The organism is Streptomyces sp. NPDC024632 (assembly GCF_055559175.1).
Genome location: NZ_JBVHLD010000001.1, coordinates 341,344 through 355,888 on the forward strand (window position 1 = coordinate 341,344; position 14,545 = coordinate 355,888).

At 69.7% G+C, this 14,545-nt stretch carries 13 protein-coding genes; 4 read left to right on the top strand and 9 right to left on the bottom strand.

Features of this window, described 5'->3' with window-relative positions; all coding sequences use genetic code 11:
- Positions 1-159 precede the first annotated feature (159 nt).
- From qcrB to ctaE, 4 genes are all read right to left on the bottom strand, one after another.
- Positions 160-1,794: a cytochrome bc1 complex cytochrome b subunit gene (qcrB, locus tag ACZ37P_RS01510; RefSeq protein ID WP_355334263.1), complete on the bottom strand. Its 1,635-nt coding sequence runs from the start codon at positions 1,792-1,794 to the stop codon at positions 160-162.
- Positions 1,791-2,852: a cytochrome bc1 complex Rieske iron-sulfur subunit gene (gene qcrA, locus ACZ37P_RS01515; RefSeq protein ID WP_355334266.1), complete on the bottom strand. Its 1,062-nt coding sequence runs from the start codon at positions 2,850-2,852 to the stop codon at positions 1,791-1,793. Before qcrA ends, qcrB begins: the two co-directional genes overlap by 4 nt.
- Positions 2,849-3,658: a cytochrome bc1 complex diheme cytochrome c subunit gene (qcrC, locus tag ACZ37P_RS01520; protein WP_355334269.1), complete on the bottom strand. Its 810-nt coding sequence runs from the start codon at positions 3,656-3,658 to the stop codon at positions 2,849-2,851. Before qcrC ends, qcrA begins: the two co-directional genes overlap by 4 nt.
- A gap of 66 nt (positions 3,659-3,724) precedes the next feature.
- Positions 3,725-4,345 carry an aa3-type cytochrome oxidase subunit III gene (gene ctaE / locus ACZ37P_RS01525; RefSeq protein ID WP_355334271.1) on the bottom strand — a complete coding sequence of 207 codons (621 nt, stop codon included), beginning with the start codon at positions 4,343-4,345 and terminating at the stop codon, positions 3,725-3,727.
- 224 nt (positions 4,346-4,569) lie between these two features.
- On the opposite strand from ctaE, the gene ACZ37P_RS01530 reads away from it, so the two are divergent.
- Positions 4,570-4,995 carry a hypothetical protein gene (locus ACZ37P_RS01530; protein WP_355334273.1) on the top strand — a complete coding sequence of 142 codons (426 nt, stop codon included), beginning with the start codon at positions 4,570-4,572 and terminating at the stop codon, positions 4,993-4,995.
- A 16-nt stretch (positions 4,996-5,011) separates the two neighbouring features.
- Here the strand turns inward: ACZ37P_RS01530 and ACZ37P_RS01535 are convergent, their stop codons facing one another.
- The 4 genes from ACZ37P_RS01535 to ctaC all read right to left on the bottom strand — a co-directional run bounded on the left by ACZ37P_RS01535 (position 5,012) and on the right by ctaC (position 9,600).
- Entirely contained in the window at positions 5,012-6,289 is a 1,278-nt protein-coding gene (locus ACZ37P_RS01535) for a L,D-transpeptidase (protein WP_355334275.1), read from the bottom strand.
- 169 nt (positions 6,290-6,458) lie between these two features.
- On the bottom strand, positions 6,459-6,857 hold the full coding sequence (locus tag ACZ37P_RS01540) for a cytochrome c oxidase subunit 4 (RefSeq protein ID WP_188281472.1): 399 nt from the start codon (positions 6,855-6,857) through the stop codon (positions 6,459-6,461).
- Complete coding sequence (ctaD, locus tag ACZ37P_RS01545; RefSeq protein WP_355334278.1) at positions 6,854-8,611, bottom strand: aa3-type cytochrome oxidase subunit I; 1,758 nt, start codon at positions 8,609-8,611, stop codon at positions 6,854-6,856. The genes ACZ37P_RS01540 and ctaD overlap by 4 nt, the downstream gene beginning before the upstream one ends.
- Positions 8,608-9,600 (bottom strand): aa3-type cytochrome oxidase subunit II, encoded by a 993-nt coding sequence (gene ctaC, locus ACZ37P_RS01550; protein WP_188281474.1) that lies wholly within the window; start codon positions 9,598-9,600, stop codon positions 8,608-8,610. The genes ctaD and ctaC overlap by 4 nt, the downstream gene beginning before the upstream one ends.
- 248 nt (positions 9,601-9,848) lie before the next feature.
- Between ctaC and ACZ37P_RS01555 the strand changes: the two genes are divergently transcribed.
- Positions 9,849-11,237: a cysteine desulfurase/sulfurtransferase TusA family protein gene (locus tag ACZ37P_RS01555; protein WP_391159820.1), complete on the top strand. Its 1,389-nt coding sequence runs from the start codon at positions 9,849-9,851 to the stop codon at positions 11,235-11,237.
- Positions 11,238-11,258: 21 nt separating this feature from the next.
- Here the strand turns inward: ACZ37P_RS01555 and ACZ37P_RS01560 are convergent, their stop codons facing one another.
- Positions 11,259-12,239, bottom strand: coding sequence for a carbohydrate kinase family protein (locus ACZ37P_RS01560; RefSeq protein ID WP_355334284.1), 981 nt, complete (start codon positions 12,237-12,239; stop codon positions 11,259-11,261).
- A gap of 136 nt (positions 12,240-12,375) precedes the next feature.
- On the opposite strand from ACZ37P_RS01560, the gene ACZ37P_RS01565 reads away from it, so the two are divergent.
- Positions 12,376-12,633: a hypothetical protein gene (locus ACZ37P_RS01565; protein WP_355334286.1), complete on the top strand. Its 258-nt coding sequence runs from the start codon at positions 12,376-12,378 to the stop codon at positions 12,631-12,633.
- Between the two features lie 144 nt (positions 12,634-12,777).
- Complete coding sequence (locus tag ACZ37P_RS01570) at positions 12,778-14,403, top strand: DNA polymerase III subunit gamma/tau domain-containing protein (RefSeq protein ID WP_467344272.1); 1,626 nt, start codon at positions 12,778-12,780, stop codon at positions 14,401-14,403.
- Positions 14,404-14,545: the final 142 nt, after the last annotated feature.

Consider the following 14,545-nt stretch of genomic DNA (forward strand, 5'->3'; position numbering starts at 1 on the left):
GGGGGGGGGAGAGAGCGCCTCCACCTTCCCCCGCTAGGTGGGCCCCCTTTCTCTTCCTCCAACCGGGCATGCGCAGAGCCGCCGCCGCCAACCCCCCCCCCCCCCCCCCGCCCCCCCCCCCCCCCCGGCCCGTGGGTGGCTCAGCTCAGCGGCGGCGGCTCAGTGGTGGCCGTGTCCGCTGGTGATCTCCTCGTACTCCTCGGCCGTGGGCTTCGGAATCTGGCTGTGCTCGCCGTAGAAGCCGCGGGAGAGCTTGGCCCGCGCCTTCTCGATCGGGTTGAGCTTGCGCTCCACGCCGTTCTCGTCCACCTCGGGGCCCGCGTCGATCGGCTCCGGCTGGACATGCGCGGTGAGGATGTGCCGCTGCTCCTGCGAGATCGGCTCGTGCACCTCGATGTACTCACCGTGCGGCAGCCGCTTGATGATGCCGGTCTCGCGACCGTGCAGCACCTTGTCGCGGTCACGGCGCTGGAGACCCAGGCAGATCCGCTTGGTGATGATGAAGGCCAGGACCGGCGCGACGAAGAAGCCGACGCGGACGAACCAGGTGATCCAGTTGATCGACAGGTGGAAGTGCGTGGCCCACAGGTCGTTGCCGCCACCGATCAGCAGCACGAAGTACTCGGTCAGCCAGGCCACACCGAAGCCGGTGCGCACCGGGCGGTTGCGCGGCCGGTCCAGCAGGTGGTGTTCGCGCTTGTCCCCGGTGACCCACGCCTCGATGAACGGGTAGACGGCGATGGCCGCCAGCACCACCGGGAAGACCATCAGCGGGATGAACACGCCCAGGACGAGTGTGTGTCCCCAGGCGTTGATCTCCCAGCCGGGCATCACACGGATCAGGCCCTCGGAGAAGCCCATGTACCAGTCCGGCTGGGCGCCGGTGGACACTTGGTCCGGCCGGTACGGTCCCATCGACCAGATCGGGTTGATCGACACGGTCGCGGCGATGGCCGAGATCACGCCGAAGACCAGGAAGAAGAAGCCGCCCGCCTTCGCGGTGTAGATCGGCAGCAGCGGCATGCCGACGACGTTCTTCTCGGTCTTGCCCGCACCCGGGAACTGCGTGTGCTTGTGGTAGAAGACCAGGATCAGGTGGGCGGTCAGCAGACCGGCCATCAGACCCGGCAGCAGCAGGATGTGGATCGAGTAGAACCGGCTGACGATGTCGTGGCCGGGGAACTCCCCGCCGAACAGGAAGAACGACAGGTACGAGCCGACCACCGGGGTGGCGAGCACCGCGCCGTCGGCGAACCTGATGCCGGTGCCGGACAGCAGGTCGTCCGGGAGCGAGTAACCGGTGAAGCCGGTGAACATGCCGAGGAACAGCAGCGTCCAGCCGAACAGCCAGTTGATCTCACGCGGCTTGCGGAAACCGCCGGTGAAGAACACGCGCATCATGTGCACGATCATCGCCGCGATGAAGATCAGCGCGGCCCAGTGGTGGATCTGCCGGATCAGCAGACCGCCGCGCACCTCGAAGCTGATGTGCAGGGTGGAGGCGTACGCCTCGGACATCCGCACGCCCTGGAGCGGCGCGTACGGGCCGTGGTAGACGACCTCGTTCATGCTGGGGTGGAAGAACAGCGTCAGATACACACCCGTGAGGATGAGGATGACGAAGCTGTAGAGGCAGATCTCGCCCAGCATGAAGGACCAGTGGTCCGGGAAGATCTTCCGCATGTTGGCCTTGGCCAACTTGTAGATACCGAGCCGGGGGTCAGTCCACTCGGCGGCCCGCTGGCCGACCGGCTTTTTGCCCCGACGGGTCGAGCTTTCCGTCGTAGTACTCATCCGCGCTCCCAGAATGCCGGACCGACGGGCTCATCGAAGTCGCCGAGAGCGACGAGATTGCCCTCACCATTGACGCTGATCCGAAGCTGCGGCAGCCGGTGCCCCGCCGGGCCGAAGATCACCCGCGCGCCGTCCGACAGGTCGAACGTCGACTGGTGGCACGGGCAGAGCACGTGGTGCGTCTGCTGCTCGTAGAGGCTGATCGGGCAGCCCACGTGTGTGCAGATCTTGGAGTAGGCCACGATTCCCTCGTGGGCCCAGTCACGCTCGCGCTTGTCCTTGATGTCGTCCGGCTTGATCCGGACGATCATCAGAGCCGCCTTGGCGATCTGCTCCTGGAAGTCCTCCTGGGACTCCTCCAGACCCTCGGGCATCGCGAAGGTGAGCGAGCCCACCACGATGTCCTCGGGGCGCAGCGGCTTGTTCGTGTTCTGGTTGATCAGCACCTTGCCCTTGGCCCACAGGGTGTGCCGGAGCTTGTCCTCCGGCAGCGGGCCGAGGTCGCGCAGGATCACGACACCGGCCAGCGGGACCAGGGTCAGGGCGCCGAACATCGTGTTGCGGATCAGCTTGCGCCGTCCGAACCCGCTCTCGCGGGCGCCCTGCGCCCACTGCTGCTCGATGTTCTCGCGCAGTTCCTCGTCCGCGCCCGCCGCGTGGCGTTCGTCGGCGAACTCCTCGTCGGACATCAGGGTGCGGGCCCAGTGGACCGCGCCCGCGCCGATGCCCAGCAGCGCCACGGCGAGCGTGAGGCCGAGCGAGAAGTTCAGCGCGCTCACGTTGCCGAACGGGAAGATGAAGACGATCTTGTCGACCGGGAAGATCACGAAGCAGGCGATGAACGCGACGGTGCCGAGCATCGACAGGCCGAACAGCCCCGCCACGACCCGCTCGGAGTGCTTCTCGGCCCGCTCGTCGATGTCCTGACGGCGGTACTCGTGGGGGGGATGGCCGGGGTTGGCGAACGGGTCGTCGGGGACCGCTGGTTCGCTCCCGTGAGCGCCGTGCTCACTTGGCAGGTTCTCTGACACGTCTTTGTGAGATCCAGTCTCGCTCATGACTTCTTGGCCTTGGTCGTCCGGGCGGCGATCCAGGTGGTGCAGACGAGCAGGAAGCCGAGGCCGAAGACCCAGGCGACCAGACCCTCGGACACCGGACCGATGCTGCCCAGCGAGAGACCGCCGGGGTTCTTCGTCTCGCTGCTGTTGACCTCGTGGAGGTACGCGATGATGTCCGCCTTCGTGTCCTGCGGCATCGTGCTGTCCGGGAAGGACGGCATGCTCTGCGGACCCGTCAGCATGGCCTCGTAGATGTGCTTGGGCGAGGCGCCCTGGATCGTCGGCGCGTACTTGCCGTTGGTCAGCGCACCGCCCTTGCCGACGAAGTTGTGGCACTGGGCGCAGTTGGTGCGGAACAGCTCCCCGCCCTTGCCGGCGTCCGCGCCCGCGGGGTTGTACTGGTCCTTGCTCGGCACGGCGGGGCCGGGGCCGAGGGACGCGATGTACGCGGCGAGCTGGTCGATCTCGGCCTGGTCGTAGATGACCTTCTTCTTCGGGATCTGCGCGCCGGGCTGCTGCGCGGGCATCCGGCCGGTGCCGACCTGGAAGTCGACGGCGGCGGAGCCGACGCCGACCAGGCTCGGTCCGTCGGAGCTGCCCTGGCCCGAAGTGCCGTGGCAGCTTGCGCAGCCGACGGAGTACAGCTTCTTGCCCTCAGTGATCGCGAGGGACTGGGCCGCGTCGTCGGCCTGCGCCTTCGGCGCCGGCGCGAGCGCGGCGTACAGCCCCCCGGTGACCGCGAGCGCGAAGAGTAGGACGACAAGCGCCGCCAGCGGGTGGCGCCGTCGTGCGGAGAGCTTTTTCACGGATTACCCCGGTGTCAGGATCTCTTGCGTCGATGCTTCTGGAATGTGTGTGCGGTGTGCGACCGGCTACTTGATCAGGTAGATCGTGGCGAAGAGGCCGATCCACACGACATCGACGAAGTGCCAGTAGTAGGACACGACGATGGCTGCGGTGGCCTGCTGGTGGGTGAACCGCTTGGCCGCGTACGTCCGCCCGAGTACCAGCAGGAACGCGATCAGTCCGCCCGTCACGTGCAACCCGTGGAACCCGGTCGTCAGGTAGAACACCGAGCCGTAGGGGTCCGAGCTGAGCGAGATGCCGTCCTTCTTGACCAGTTCGGTGTACTCGAAGATCTGCCCGCCGATGAAGATCGCACCCATGATGAAGGTCACGATGAACCAGGAGCGGAGCTTCTTCACGTCGCCGCGCTCAGCGGCGAAGACGCCCATCTGGCAGGTGAAGGAGGAGAGCACCAGGATCGTCGTGTTCGTCGCCGAGAACGGGACGTTCAACGCATGGGCGTGTTCCTTCCAGAAGTCGGCACCCGTGACCGACCGAAGGGTGAAGTACATCGCGAAGAGGGCCGCGAAGAACATCAGCTCGGAACTCAGCCAGATGATGGTTCCGACGCTGGTGAGGTTCGGCCGGTTGACCGACGGGTGCGCGTGCCCGGTATCTACTGCTGTTGCTGTCGCCACGTCCGACATTATGTCGGTCGCTTATCTGGCGCTGACTCCGGGGGGTGCCATTCGGTGTGTCAAGGCCCGCAGGAGACCCGCGTGGCCTAGCGCCGCCGTCCCCCGAAGGAGGGATGACGGTGCGTCGGACGACCGGGCCGCCGATCTTCGCGGGGTACGAACCCTCCTCGCGAAGGCGCTGGCGGGAGTAGCATCCGACGCACTTGAGAACGCCTTCACGAGGAGGAACCACGATGCAGGCGACCGCCACGGTGCTGGTCTACAGCGACGACGCGAACACCCGGGAGCAGGTCCGGCTCGCCGTCGGCCGCAGGCCCGCCGCCGACCTGCCGCCGGTGGAGTACGTGGAGTGCGCGACGATGCCCGCGGTTCTCACCGAGTTGGAGCGCGGCGGCATCGACGTCTGCGTCTTCGACGGTGAGACCTCCCCCGCCGGCGGCATGGGGGTGTGCCGTCAGGCGAAGGACGAGATCTTCCGCTGCCCGCCGGTGCTGGTGCTGATCGGCCGTCCCCAGGACGCCTGGCTGGCGACCTGGAGCCGGGCCGACGCGGCGGTCGCCCACCCCGTCGACCCGGTCGCCCTCAGCGAGTCCCTGGCGGGGCTGCTGCGGGCCAGGCTGGCTCCGAGGACCACGGCCGTGGCGACGACGGCGCACTGAGCGCCGCGGCGGCCGGTCAGAGCGCCTGGGGGCGCAGCCGGGCCGGGTTGGAGACGGTGGCGGTGGTGGCGGTGTTCTGCGTCGCCGCGGACTGACCCGCGGCGCCGAGGGCACTGCCCTTCTTCCACTGCGCCCAGCTCAGATTCCAGTCGCCGAAGCCGTTGTCGAACGGCGTCATCGTGTCGCCGAGGCTGTGGGTGACCTCGACGATGTCGCCCTGCCGCACGTTGTCGAAGAACCAGTGGGCGTTGTCCATGCTCATGCCGGTGCAGCCGTGGCTGACGTTGGCGTACCCCTGCGAGCCCTCGGACCACGGCGCGGCGTGCACGTATTCACCGCTCCATGTCACCCGGGTGGCCCAGTAGACCGGCAGGTCGTAGGAGTCGGAGCTGCCCGCGGCGATGCCGATGCTCTCGCTCTGCATCCGGACGAACTGCTCCTTGCCGAGCACCACCTTGACGCCGTTGCGGGTGGAGAAGCCGGGCTTGCCGGTGGTGACGGGGAGCGTACGGACCACCTTCCCGTTCCGCTTGAAGGTCATCTGGTGGGTGCCCGCGTCGGTGAGCGCCTCGACCCGGTCGCCGGTGTGCAGCTCCAGGGACTTGTCGGTGCCGCCGTAGAGCCCGTCCTGGACGCGTACGCCGTTCAGGGTGCTGGTCACGTCGATCGTGGCGTCCGCGGGCCAGTACGTGCTGGGCCGGTAGTGCAGGGTGCGGTCGTCGACCCAGTACCAGGAGCCGGGGGCGGCCTGGGGGGTCGAGCTGACCTTGAGGTTGCCCTCGACGGCGGCGCGGGCCGCCGGGTCCTTGACCGGGACGCTCAGCTCGGCGGTGATCGGCTGTCCGACGCCGTACGTACCCGCGTCGGGGCCGAAGGCGACGTGCAGTCCCGCGTCCGCGGGCGTGGTGTCGAAACCGAGCGTCTTACGGCCGGGGCGGCCGTCGGAGTCCTCGGTGCTCACCCGGACCGTGTAGTGCGCGCCTGCGGCCAGCGCGCCGGTGGAGTGCCAGCTCAGGCCGTCGGAGCCGAGTTCGCCGCGTACGTAGCGCCCTGCGGCGTCCGTAGCGGTCACGTCGGTTATCCGGCTCCCGTCTTTCTTGATGGTCACCTGGAGTGGTTTGGACGGGTCGGCCTTGCCTCCGGCCGCGGAGCCGAACGCGACCTTGGCGGCGGCGTCGTGCGGCGTGGCGGCGAGCGGATTGCCGCCGCCGCCACAAGCGGTGAGCCCCACCGCGAGGGGCGCCACCAGCAGGGAGCAGCGCAGCGCGTTACGGCGTAGAGAATTGTGGCTCATGCACTCAAGTTAGGAACAACCGGGTGATTTCGCTCGGTGGATACGTGCAAAAGAGGTCGGGCGCGCGAACGGGCGGGCCCGGACACCTGAGTCGGTGTCCGGGCCCGCCCGTACTTCTGTTCCCCGGGTGACGCGGGTCCCGTGGGGGCCGCGTCACCGCCCTGCCCGGCTACTGGGTGCGGTTCTCACCGCGGTAGTACTCGAACACCCAGCCGTACACGCCGATCAGGATCACCGGCAGCGAGACGAACAGCAGCCACCAGCCGAAGATGATGCCCATGAACGCCAGCGCGCCGCCGGTGGCCAGCGCGAGCGGCTGCCAACTGTGCGGGCTGAAGAAGCCCAGCTCGCCGGCGTCGTCCGCGACCTCCGCGTCCTCCCGGTCCTGCGCGCCGGTGTCGGCCCTGCGCGCGGTGAACGCGAGGTAGAAGCCGATCATCGTGCTCAGCGCGAAGGCGAGGAAGAGCGCCGTGGTGCCCGCGGGCTCCTTGGACCACAGGCCGTACACGATGGCCGAGGCCAGGATGAAGACGGCCAGGCCGAGGAACATCTTGCCTTGGACCCTCACTGACCGGACTCCTTACGGTCGTGGTGCAGGTCGCCACTGACGCCCGAGAGCGCCTGGTCGGGACCCCGGTTGACGAGCGAGTCGATCGCCGAGATCTCCGGGTGGTGCAGGTCGAACGCCGGGGATTCGGAGCGGATGCGCGGCAGCGTGGTGAAGTTGTGCCGCGGCGGCGGGCACGAGGTGGCCCACTCCAGCGAACGGCCGTAGCCCCACGGGTCGTCGACTTCGACCTTCTTGCCGTACTTGGCGGTCTTCCACACGTTGTAGAGGAACGGCAGTATCGACAGACCGAGCAGGAACGAGCTGATGGTGGAGATGGTGTTCAGCGTGGTGAACCCGTCCGCCGCCAGGTAGTCCGCGTACCGGCGCGGCATGCCCTCGGCGCCCAGCCAGTGCTGGACGAGGAAGGTGCCGTGGAAGCCGAAGAACAGCGTCCAGAAGGTGATCTTGCCGAGCCGCTCGTCCAGCATCTTGCCGGTCATCTTGGGCCACCAGAAGTGGAAGCCCGCGAACATCGCGAACACGACGGTGCCGAACACCACGTAGTGGAAGTGCGCGACCACGAAGTACGAGTCCGAGACGTGGAAGTCCAGCGGCGGCGCCGCCAGGATGACACCGGTCAGACCACCGAAGGCGAAGGTGATCAGGAAGCCGATGGACCACAGCATCGGGGTCTCGAAACTCAGTGACCCCTTCCACATCGTGCCGATCCAGTTGAAGAACTTCACACCGGTCGGCACCGCGATCAGGAAGGTCATGAACGAGAAGAACGGCAGCAGCACCCCGCCGGTGACGTACATGTGGTGCGCCCACACGGTCACGGACAGACCGGCGATGGAGATCGTCGCGGCCACCAGGCCGATGTAGCCGAACATCGGCTTGCGGCTGAAGACCGGGATGACCTCGGAGATGATGCCGAAGAAGGGCAACGCGATGATGTACACCTCTGGATGGCCGAAGAACCAGAAGAGGTGTTGCCAGAGCAACGCGCCGCCGTTGGCGGCGTCGAACACATGCGCCCCGAATTTCCGGTCGGCCTCCAGGGCGAGCAGCGCGGCGGCGAGCACCGGGAAGGCCAGCAGGACGAGGACACCGGTCAGCAGCACGTTCCAGCAGAAGATCGGCATGCGGAACATCGTCATACCGGGTGCGCGCATGCAGATGATCGTGGTGATGAAGTTGACCGCGCCGAGGATGGTGCCGAAGCCGGACAGGGCCAGGCCCATGATCCACATGTCGGCGCCGATGCCCGGCGAGCGGACCGCGTCCGACAGCGGCGAGTACGCGAACCAGCCGAAGTCGGCCGCGCCCTGCGGGGTCACGAAGCCGCCGACCGCGATGAGCGAGCCGAACAGGTAGAGCCAGTAGGCGAACATGTTCAGCCGCGGGAACGCGACGTCGGGGGCGCCGATCTGCAGCGGCATGATCCAGTTCGCGAAGCCCGCGAAGAGCGGGGTCGCGAACATCAGCAGCATCACGGTGCCGTGCATCGTGAACGCCTGGTTGAACTGCTCGTTCGACAGGTACTGGTTGCCCGGCCGGGCCAGCTCCGCGCGCATCAGCAGCGCGAGCACGCCGCCGATGAGGAAGAAGGCGAACGACGTGATGAGGTACATCGAGCCGATCGTCTTGTGGTCCGTGGTGCTCATCCACGTGACGATGACCGAGCCGGGCTTGCGCCGGCGTGCCGGGATCTCGTCCGCGTAGGAGTCGTCCGCCGCGGCGGCGCCCTGCGGTTCGTTCAGAATGCTCATGTGGTCTTGGGCTCCGAGTTCTTCGCGTTGCCCGTGGTGGCGATGCCCGCCGGGATGTACCCGGTCTGGCCCTTCGCCGCCAGGTCCTTGAGGTGCTGCTTGTACTCCTCGGGCGAAACGACCTTCACGTTGAAGAGCATCCGGGAGTGGTCCACACCGCAAAGCTCGGCGCACTTGCCAAGGAAGGTGCCCTCCTTGCTCGGAGTCACCTCGAAGACGTTGGTGTGGCCGGGGATGACGTCCATCTTCATCAGGAACGGAACGATCCAGAAGGAGTGGATGACATCACGCGAGGTGAGGACGAACCGCACGCTCTCTCCCTTGGGGAGCCAGAGCGTCGGACCGGGGTTGCCGGTGTCCGGGTTCCTGCTGGCCGGCGTGCCCACGTCGTAGACGCCCTCGGCGCCGGGGGGCAGCAGCAGCTTGTTCGCGGGGATCTCGGACAGTTCCTTCGGCACGCCCGTGGGGGTCGCCGGGTTGCCGTCCACGTCCTCGACGTAGTTGAAGCCCCAGCTCCATTGGAAGCCGACCACGTTGATCACGTGCTGCGGCTTCTTGGAGGTGTCCAGGATCTTCGACTCGTCACGGGCGGTGAAGTAGAACAGCACCGCGATGACGATGATCGGGACGATCGTGTACAGGGCCTCAAGGGGCATGTTGTAGCGCGTCTGCGCGGGGACCTCGACCTTGGTCCGGCTGCGCCGGTGGAAGATCACGCTCCACAGGATCAGGCCCCAGACAAGGCAGCCGGTCACCAGCGCGGCGGCCCAGGAGCCCTGCCAGAGCGCGAGGATCCGGGGTGCCTGTTCCGTGGCAGGACTGGGCATGCCGAGGCGGGGATAGTCCTTGTACGAGCAACCAGTGGCGGTCGCAAGGACCAGGCCCGCGGCCAGCGCCCGCGGCAGCCATCGCCGCACCGGGCGCCGCGACGAGGGGGTACCTCCCACGCCGTTCTGGCCGTGGGGGAGGTCGGAGCCGTTGGGACTCACGTAGCGCCTTCCCGAGAGTCTCGCCCGAGCGTCCGGGTGCCCGGCCGCCTGCTGGTCGGTCGGTCCGTGCACGGGCAATTAGGTGTGGATGTTTATGCGGACCAAACCCTACTGGACGCTATTTGAGGTCACGCGGGGAGGGGGTACAACGCGCCGGGGCACACCCCGAAGGGATGGAATCCCGCACTCCGGGGGCCTTCTGACAGTGCGCCCGGCCGGTCGGCGCGGGCGGGTTGTAGCGTGCTGAGGTGTCCTATTTCGATACGGCTTCGGCCGCTCCGCTGCACCCAGTCGCCCGGCAGGCGCTGCTCGCCGCCCTCGACGAGGGGTGGGCCGACCCCGCGCGGCTGTACCGCGAGGGGCGCCGGGCGCGGCTGCTGCTCGACGCGGCCCGCGAGGCCGCGGCGGACGCGGTCGGCTGCCGCCCCGACGAACTGGTCTTCACTCCTTCGGGGACACGCGCGGTGCACACGGGTGTGTCCGGCGCCATGGCGGGCCGCCGTCGGACGGGCCGTCAGGTGGTGGTCTCGGCCGTCGAGCACTCGTCGGTGCTGCACGCGGCGGAGGCGTACGAACGGGTGACGGTGGGCGTCGACCGGTCGGGGCGGGTGGCCGCCGCGGACTTCGCGGCAGCGCTGCGCGCGGACACCGCGCTGGCCTGCCTCCAGTCCGCCAACCACGAGGTGGGTACGGTGCAGCCGGTCGCGGAGGCGGCGGCGCTGTGCCGGGCGGCCGGGGTGCCGCTGCTGGTGGACGCGGCGCAGTCGCTGGGCTGGGGGCGGGTCGAGGGCGAGTGGTCGCTGCTGACGGCGAGCGCGCACAAGTGGGGCGGGCCGTCCGGGGTCGGGCTGCTCGTGGTCCGCAAGGGCACCCGCTTCGCGCCTCAGGGGCCCGCGGACGAACGGGAGTCGGGGCGCGCGCCCGGCTTCGAGAACCTGCCCGCGATCGTCGCCGCCGCCGCGTCGCTGCGGGCGGTGCGCGAGGAGGCGGCGCGGGAGGCCGTCCGGCTGACGGCGTTGGTGGACCTGATCAGGTCGCGCGTGCCGCGGGTCGTGCCGGACGTGGAGGTGGTCGGCCACGGCACGCTGCGGCTGCCGCACCTGGTCACCTTCTCCTGTCTGTACGTCGACGGCGAGGCGCTGTTGACCGGTCTCGACCGGGCCGGTTTCTCGGTGTCGTCCGGATCGTCGTGCACGTCGAGCACGTTGACGCCCAGCCATGTGCTCAAGGCGATGGGTGTGCTGTCCGAGGGGAACGTACGGGTGTCGCTGCCGCCGGGGACCGCCGCGGAGGACGTCGAGCGCTTCCTCGCGGTGCTGCCGGGGGTCGTGGCCGAGGTCCGCTCGGCGCTGGGCGCGCCGTCGGCCGCGTCGGCCGGGCCCGGCCGACAGGGCGGGCGGGAGCCGCGGGAGTCCGCTCTGGTCGTGGACTCGCTCGGCAAGCTCTGCCCGATCCCGGTCATCGACCTCGCGCGGGTCATCGACGACGTGCCGGTCGGCGGCCTCGTCACCGTGCTGTCCGACGACGAGGCCGCCCGGCTCGACATCCCCGCGTGGTGCGAGATGCGGGCCCACGACTATCTGGGGGAGCGCCCGGCGGAGCGCGGCACCGCGTACACGGTGCGGCGCAGGGCCTGACGGGCGCTCATCCGGGAGCGTTCAGCGCGCGCCGAGGTGCGTGCGGACCTCTTCGGCGGCGGTGTCGCCGTACGCCTTGCTGAAGCGCTGCATGAAGTGGCCGCGGCGCAGCTCGTACTCCTGGGTGCCGACGGTCTCGATGACGAGGGTCGCCAGCATGCAGCCGACCTGCGCGGCGCGTTCGAGGCTGACGCCCCAGGCGAGCCCGGACAGGAAGCCGGCGCGGAAGCCGTCGCCGACGCCGGTGGGGTCGGCCTTGGTCTGCTCCTCGGCGCAGCCGACCTGGACGGGCTCCTCGCCCTTGCGGTCGATCCGGACGCCGTGGGAGCCGAGGGTGGTGACGCGGGTGCCGACCCGGTCCAGGATCTCCTCGTCGCTCCAGCCGGTCTTGGCCTCGATGAGGCCCTTCTCGTACTCGTTGCTGAAGAGGTACGCGGCACCTTCGAGCAGGACGCGGATGTCGTCGCCGTCCATCCGCGCGATCTGCTGGGAGAAGTCGGCGGCGAAGGGGATGCCGCGGGTCCTGCACTCCTCGGTGTGCCGGATCATCGCCTCGGGGTCGTCGGCGCCGATCGAGACCAGGTCGAGGCCGCCGACGCGGTCGGCGACGGCCTGGAGCTCGATCAGCCGGGCCTCGCTCATGGCGCCGGTGTAGAAGGAGCCGATCTGGTTGTGGTCGGCGTCGGTGGTGCAGATGAAGCGGGCGGTGTGCAGCACCTCGGAGATCCGTACGGACGAGGTGTCCACGCCGTGCCGCTGGAGCCAGGCGCGGTACTCGGCGAAGTCGTTGCCCGCCGCGCCGACCAGGATCGGCGAGGTGCCGAGCTGGCCCATGCCGAAGCAGATGTTGGCGGCGACCCCGCCGCGCCGCACGTCGAGACCGTCCACGAGGAAGGACAGCGAGACCGTGTGGAGCTGGTCGGCGACGAGCTGATCGGCGAAACGGCCGGGGAAGGTCATCAGATGATCAGTGGCGATGGATCCGGTTACGGCGATACGCACGGCGGCAGGCTCCTGCGGGGGATCGACGAGAAGAGCAGGCGTCCCACGCTACCGGGTGCGCCGTAGCAGTCGGACACGGCGAAACTACCCGATAGTAGGGCTTTCTCGATGGTCCGCCCGTGCCTAGGGTCGAGGTATGAGGTCTACCCCCGCCGCACCCGTGCCGTCCTCCGCTTCCGCCCTTTCGGCCACGCCTCCGGTGTCCGCGTCGTTCCCGCTCGCCGAGCCCGAGTCGCTCGACCAGTTGCTCGGCGACTGCCGCCGGATGGCCGCGCACTGGCACACCCCGGCCGCCAAGGCCCAGGCCGTGGTCGCCCCCGCCAGCCTGCACGGCATCGTCGTCCCGCCCGCCTCCGCGCACGTGGTGCGCGGTATGGCCGAGTTCGGCGACTAGGGCCTGTCCGGCGTATCACGAAACGGCCCCTTCGGCGGGGCCCGCGTCGCCGTTCCCCCGGACGGCGCAACGGGCCCGGCGGAACCGGAATCCGGCCCGCCGCGTCAGATCCGCATCTGACGTACGGAGCCGAAGGAGCACGCGGTGAGCACCGAACGCGACGACGACAACGCGGACCCGACGACGGAAGAGCCCCGCCCCGAGCGGTCCGCGCCCCGGCCACGGCTGTTGGTGGCGGCGGTGGCCGCCGCCGTCCTGCTGGCCGGTGGCGGCGGGGCGTACTGGGCGGCGACCGCGAACGAGGGCGGTCACCCGAAGGCCGGGCCGGCCCCGCTGCGGCTGAACGACGCCCCCGGCGAAGGCTCGGGCAGCGCGGACGGCGGCGGCGCGGACAACGGGACGAGCAGCGGTCCGGCGAGCGGCGGCACGTACACGCTGACCGGCTCGCTGCCCAAGGGCCCCGACTCCGCCGCGGTCTACCGCGGGGAGGGTCCGGTCGTCGCGGCCGACGCGGAACGGCTGGCGAAGCTGCTCGGGATGAGCGGCCCGGCCACCGCGCAGGGCGACTCGTGGCGGGTGGGGCCGGGCGACGGCGCGGGGCCGACGCTGCTGGTCACCAAGGCCGCGCCGGGCACCTGGTCGTACAGCCGGTACGGCGCGACCACCGTCAACCCGGCGGAACCTGCCTATCCCCCGCGGCCGGTGAACCCCGGCGGCCCGGAGAAGAGCGGCCCGGGGACGGACACCGGCACGGACACCGGCTCCAGCGGTTCGAGCAACGCCGGCAGTCCCGGCACGAACGGACCGGTGTCCTCCGCCCCCGCGAGCGGTACGACCTCGACGCAGGCGCCGACGCCCGAGCCGCCGGTGTCCGAGCAGCGCGCGAAGGCGGTGGCCGCGCCCGTACTGGCCGGTCTGGGCCTGTCGGGCGCCACGGTCGACGCGCACGAGACGGCGGGCGCGCTCCGCGCGGTGACGGCCGACCCGGTCGTGGACGGCCTGCCCACGCACAACTGGAGCACCGGCCTCGACGTCGGCTCCGACGGGCTGATCACGCTGGCGCACGGCCGCCTCTCGGCGCTCGACAAGGGCGACAGCTATCCGGTGGTGAGCGCCGCGCAGGCGCTGAAGGACCTCAACGGGCAGGTGATGCACCCCGATCACGGGATCGCCGCCTGTCCGGCGAAGTCGGCGCCCGCGCCGAAGCCGAGCGCTCTGCCGACCACGCCCGGCGAGGACAGGACGCTCCCCCACACGCTGCCGTGCGTGCCGGGCAACGGCCATCCGATGGACGTGCGCGGCGCCGAGTTCGGCCTGTCGCTGGACTACGTGTCCGGCGCCCAGGTGCTGGTGCCGTCCTGGCTCTTCGAGGTCGCGCAGCCCGGTGTGAGCCGGTCGAGCGTGGAGGCGCAGCCCGCGGTGGACCCGGCGTACATCCAGCGTGACGCGCCCGGTACCGCCGTGCCGCCCTCCGGCGTGCCGGAGCAGCCGAGCGGGCCCGCCCAGCGGCACCACACGGTCGGTCTGACCACGTACCACGCGGACGGCGGCACGCTGTCGCTGACCTTCTACGGCGGGGTGTGCAGCACGTACAGCGCGAAGGCCGCGGAGTCGGCGGACGAGGTGCGGGTGACGGTGACCGCGGCCGACAAGGGCGGCACGTGCGTCACGCTCGCCAAGGAGTTCACCGAGAAGGTGACGCTGGACAAGCCGCTCGGCGGCCGTACGGTGGTGGACACCTCCAGCGGGCACCCGCTGAAGGCGCGCTGAGCGCACCGCCTAGGCCGGGCACACGTGAAGGCGGGGGGGGCCCCCCCCCCGGGGGTCTTCTCCCTCCTTTTTCCCTTTTGTGTGGTGGGGGGGCAGTGGCGTGCGTGGGTGCGTGGCCCGCATTCCCCCAGACAAGAGGAAA

What these genes read in the sequence shown, in the direction of transcription:
- qcrB (WP_355334263.1), bottom strand. Translation starts at nt 1,794, where the DNA reads ATGAGTACTACGACGGAAAGCTCGACCCGTCGGGGCAAAAAGCCGGTC.
- qcrA (WP_355334266.1), bottom strand. Translation starts at nt 2,852, where the DNA reads ATGAGCGAGACTGGATCTCACAAAGACGTGTCAGAGAACCTGCCAAGT.
- ctaE (WP_355334271.1), bottom strand. Translation starts at nt 4,345, where the DNA reads ATGTCGGACGTGGCGACAGCAACAGCAGTAGATACCGGGCACGCGCAC.
- ACZ37P_RS01530 (WP_355334273.1), top strand. Translation starts at nt 4,570, where the DNA reads ATGCAGGCGACCGCCACGGTGCTGGTCTACAGCGACGACGCGAACACC.
- ACZ37P_RS01535 (WP_355334275.1), bottom strand. Translation starts at nt 6,289, where the DNA reads ATGAGCCACAATTCTCTACGCCGTAACGCGCTGCGCTGCTCCCTGCTG.
- ctaD (WP_355334278.1), bottom strand. Translation starts at nt 8,611, where the DNA reads ATGAGCATTCTGAACGAACCGCAGGGCGCCGCCGCGGCGGACGACTCC.
- ACZ37P_RS01565 (WP_355334286.1), top strand. Translation starts at nt 12,376, where the DNA reads ATGAGGTCTACCCCCGCCGCACCCGTGCCGTCCTCCGCTTCCGCCCTT.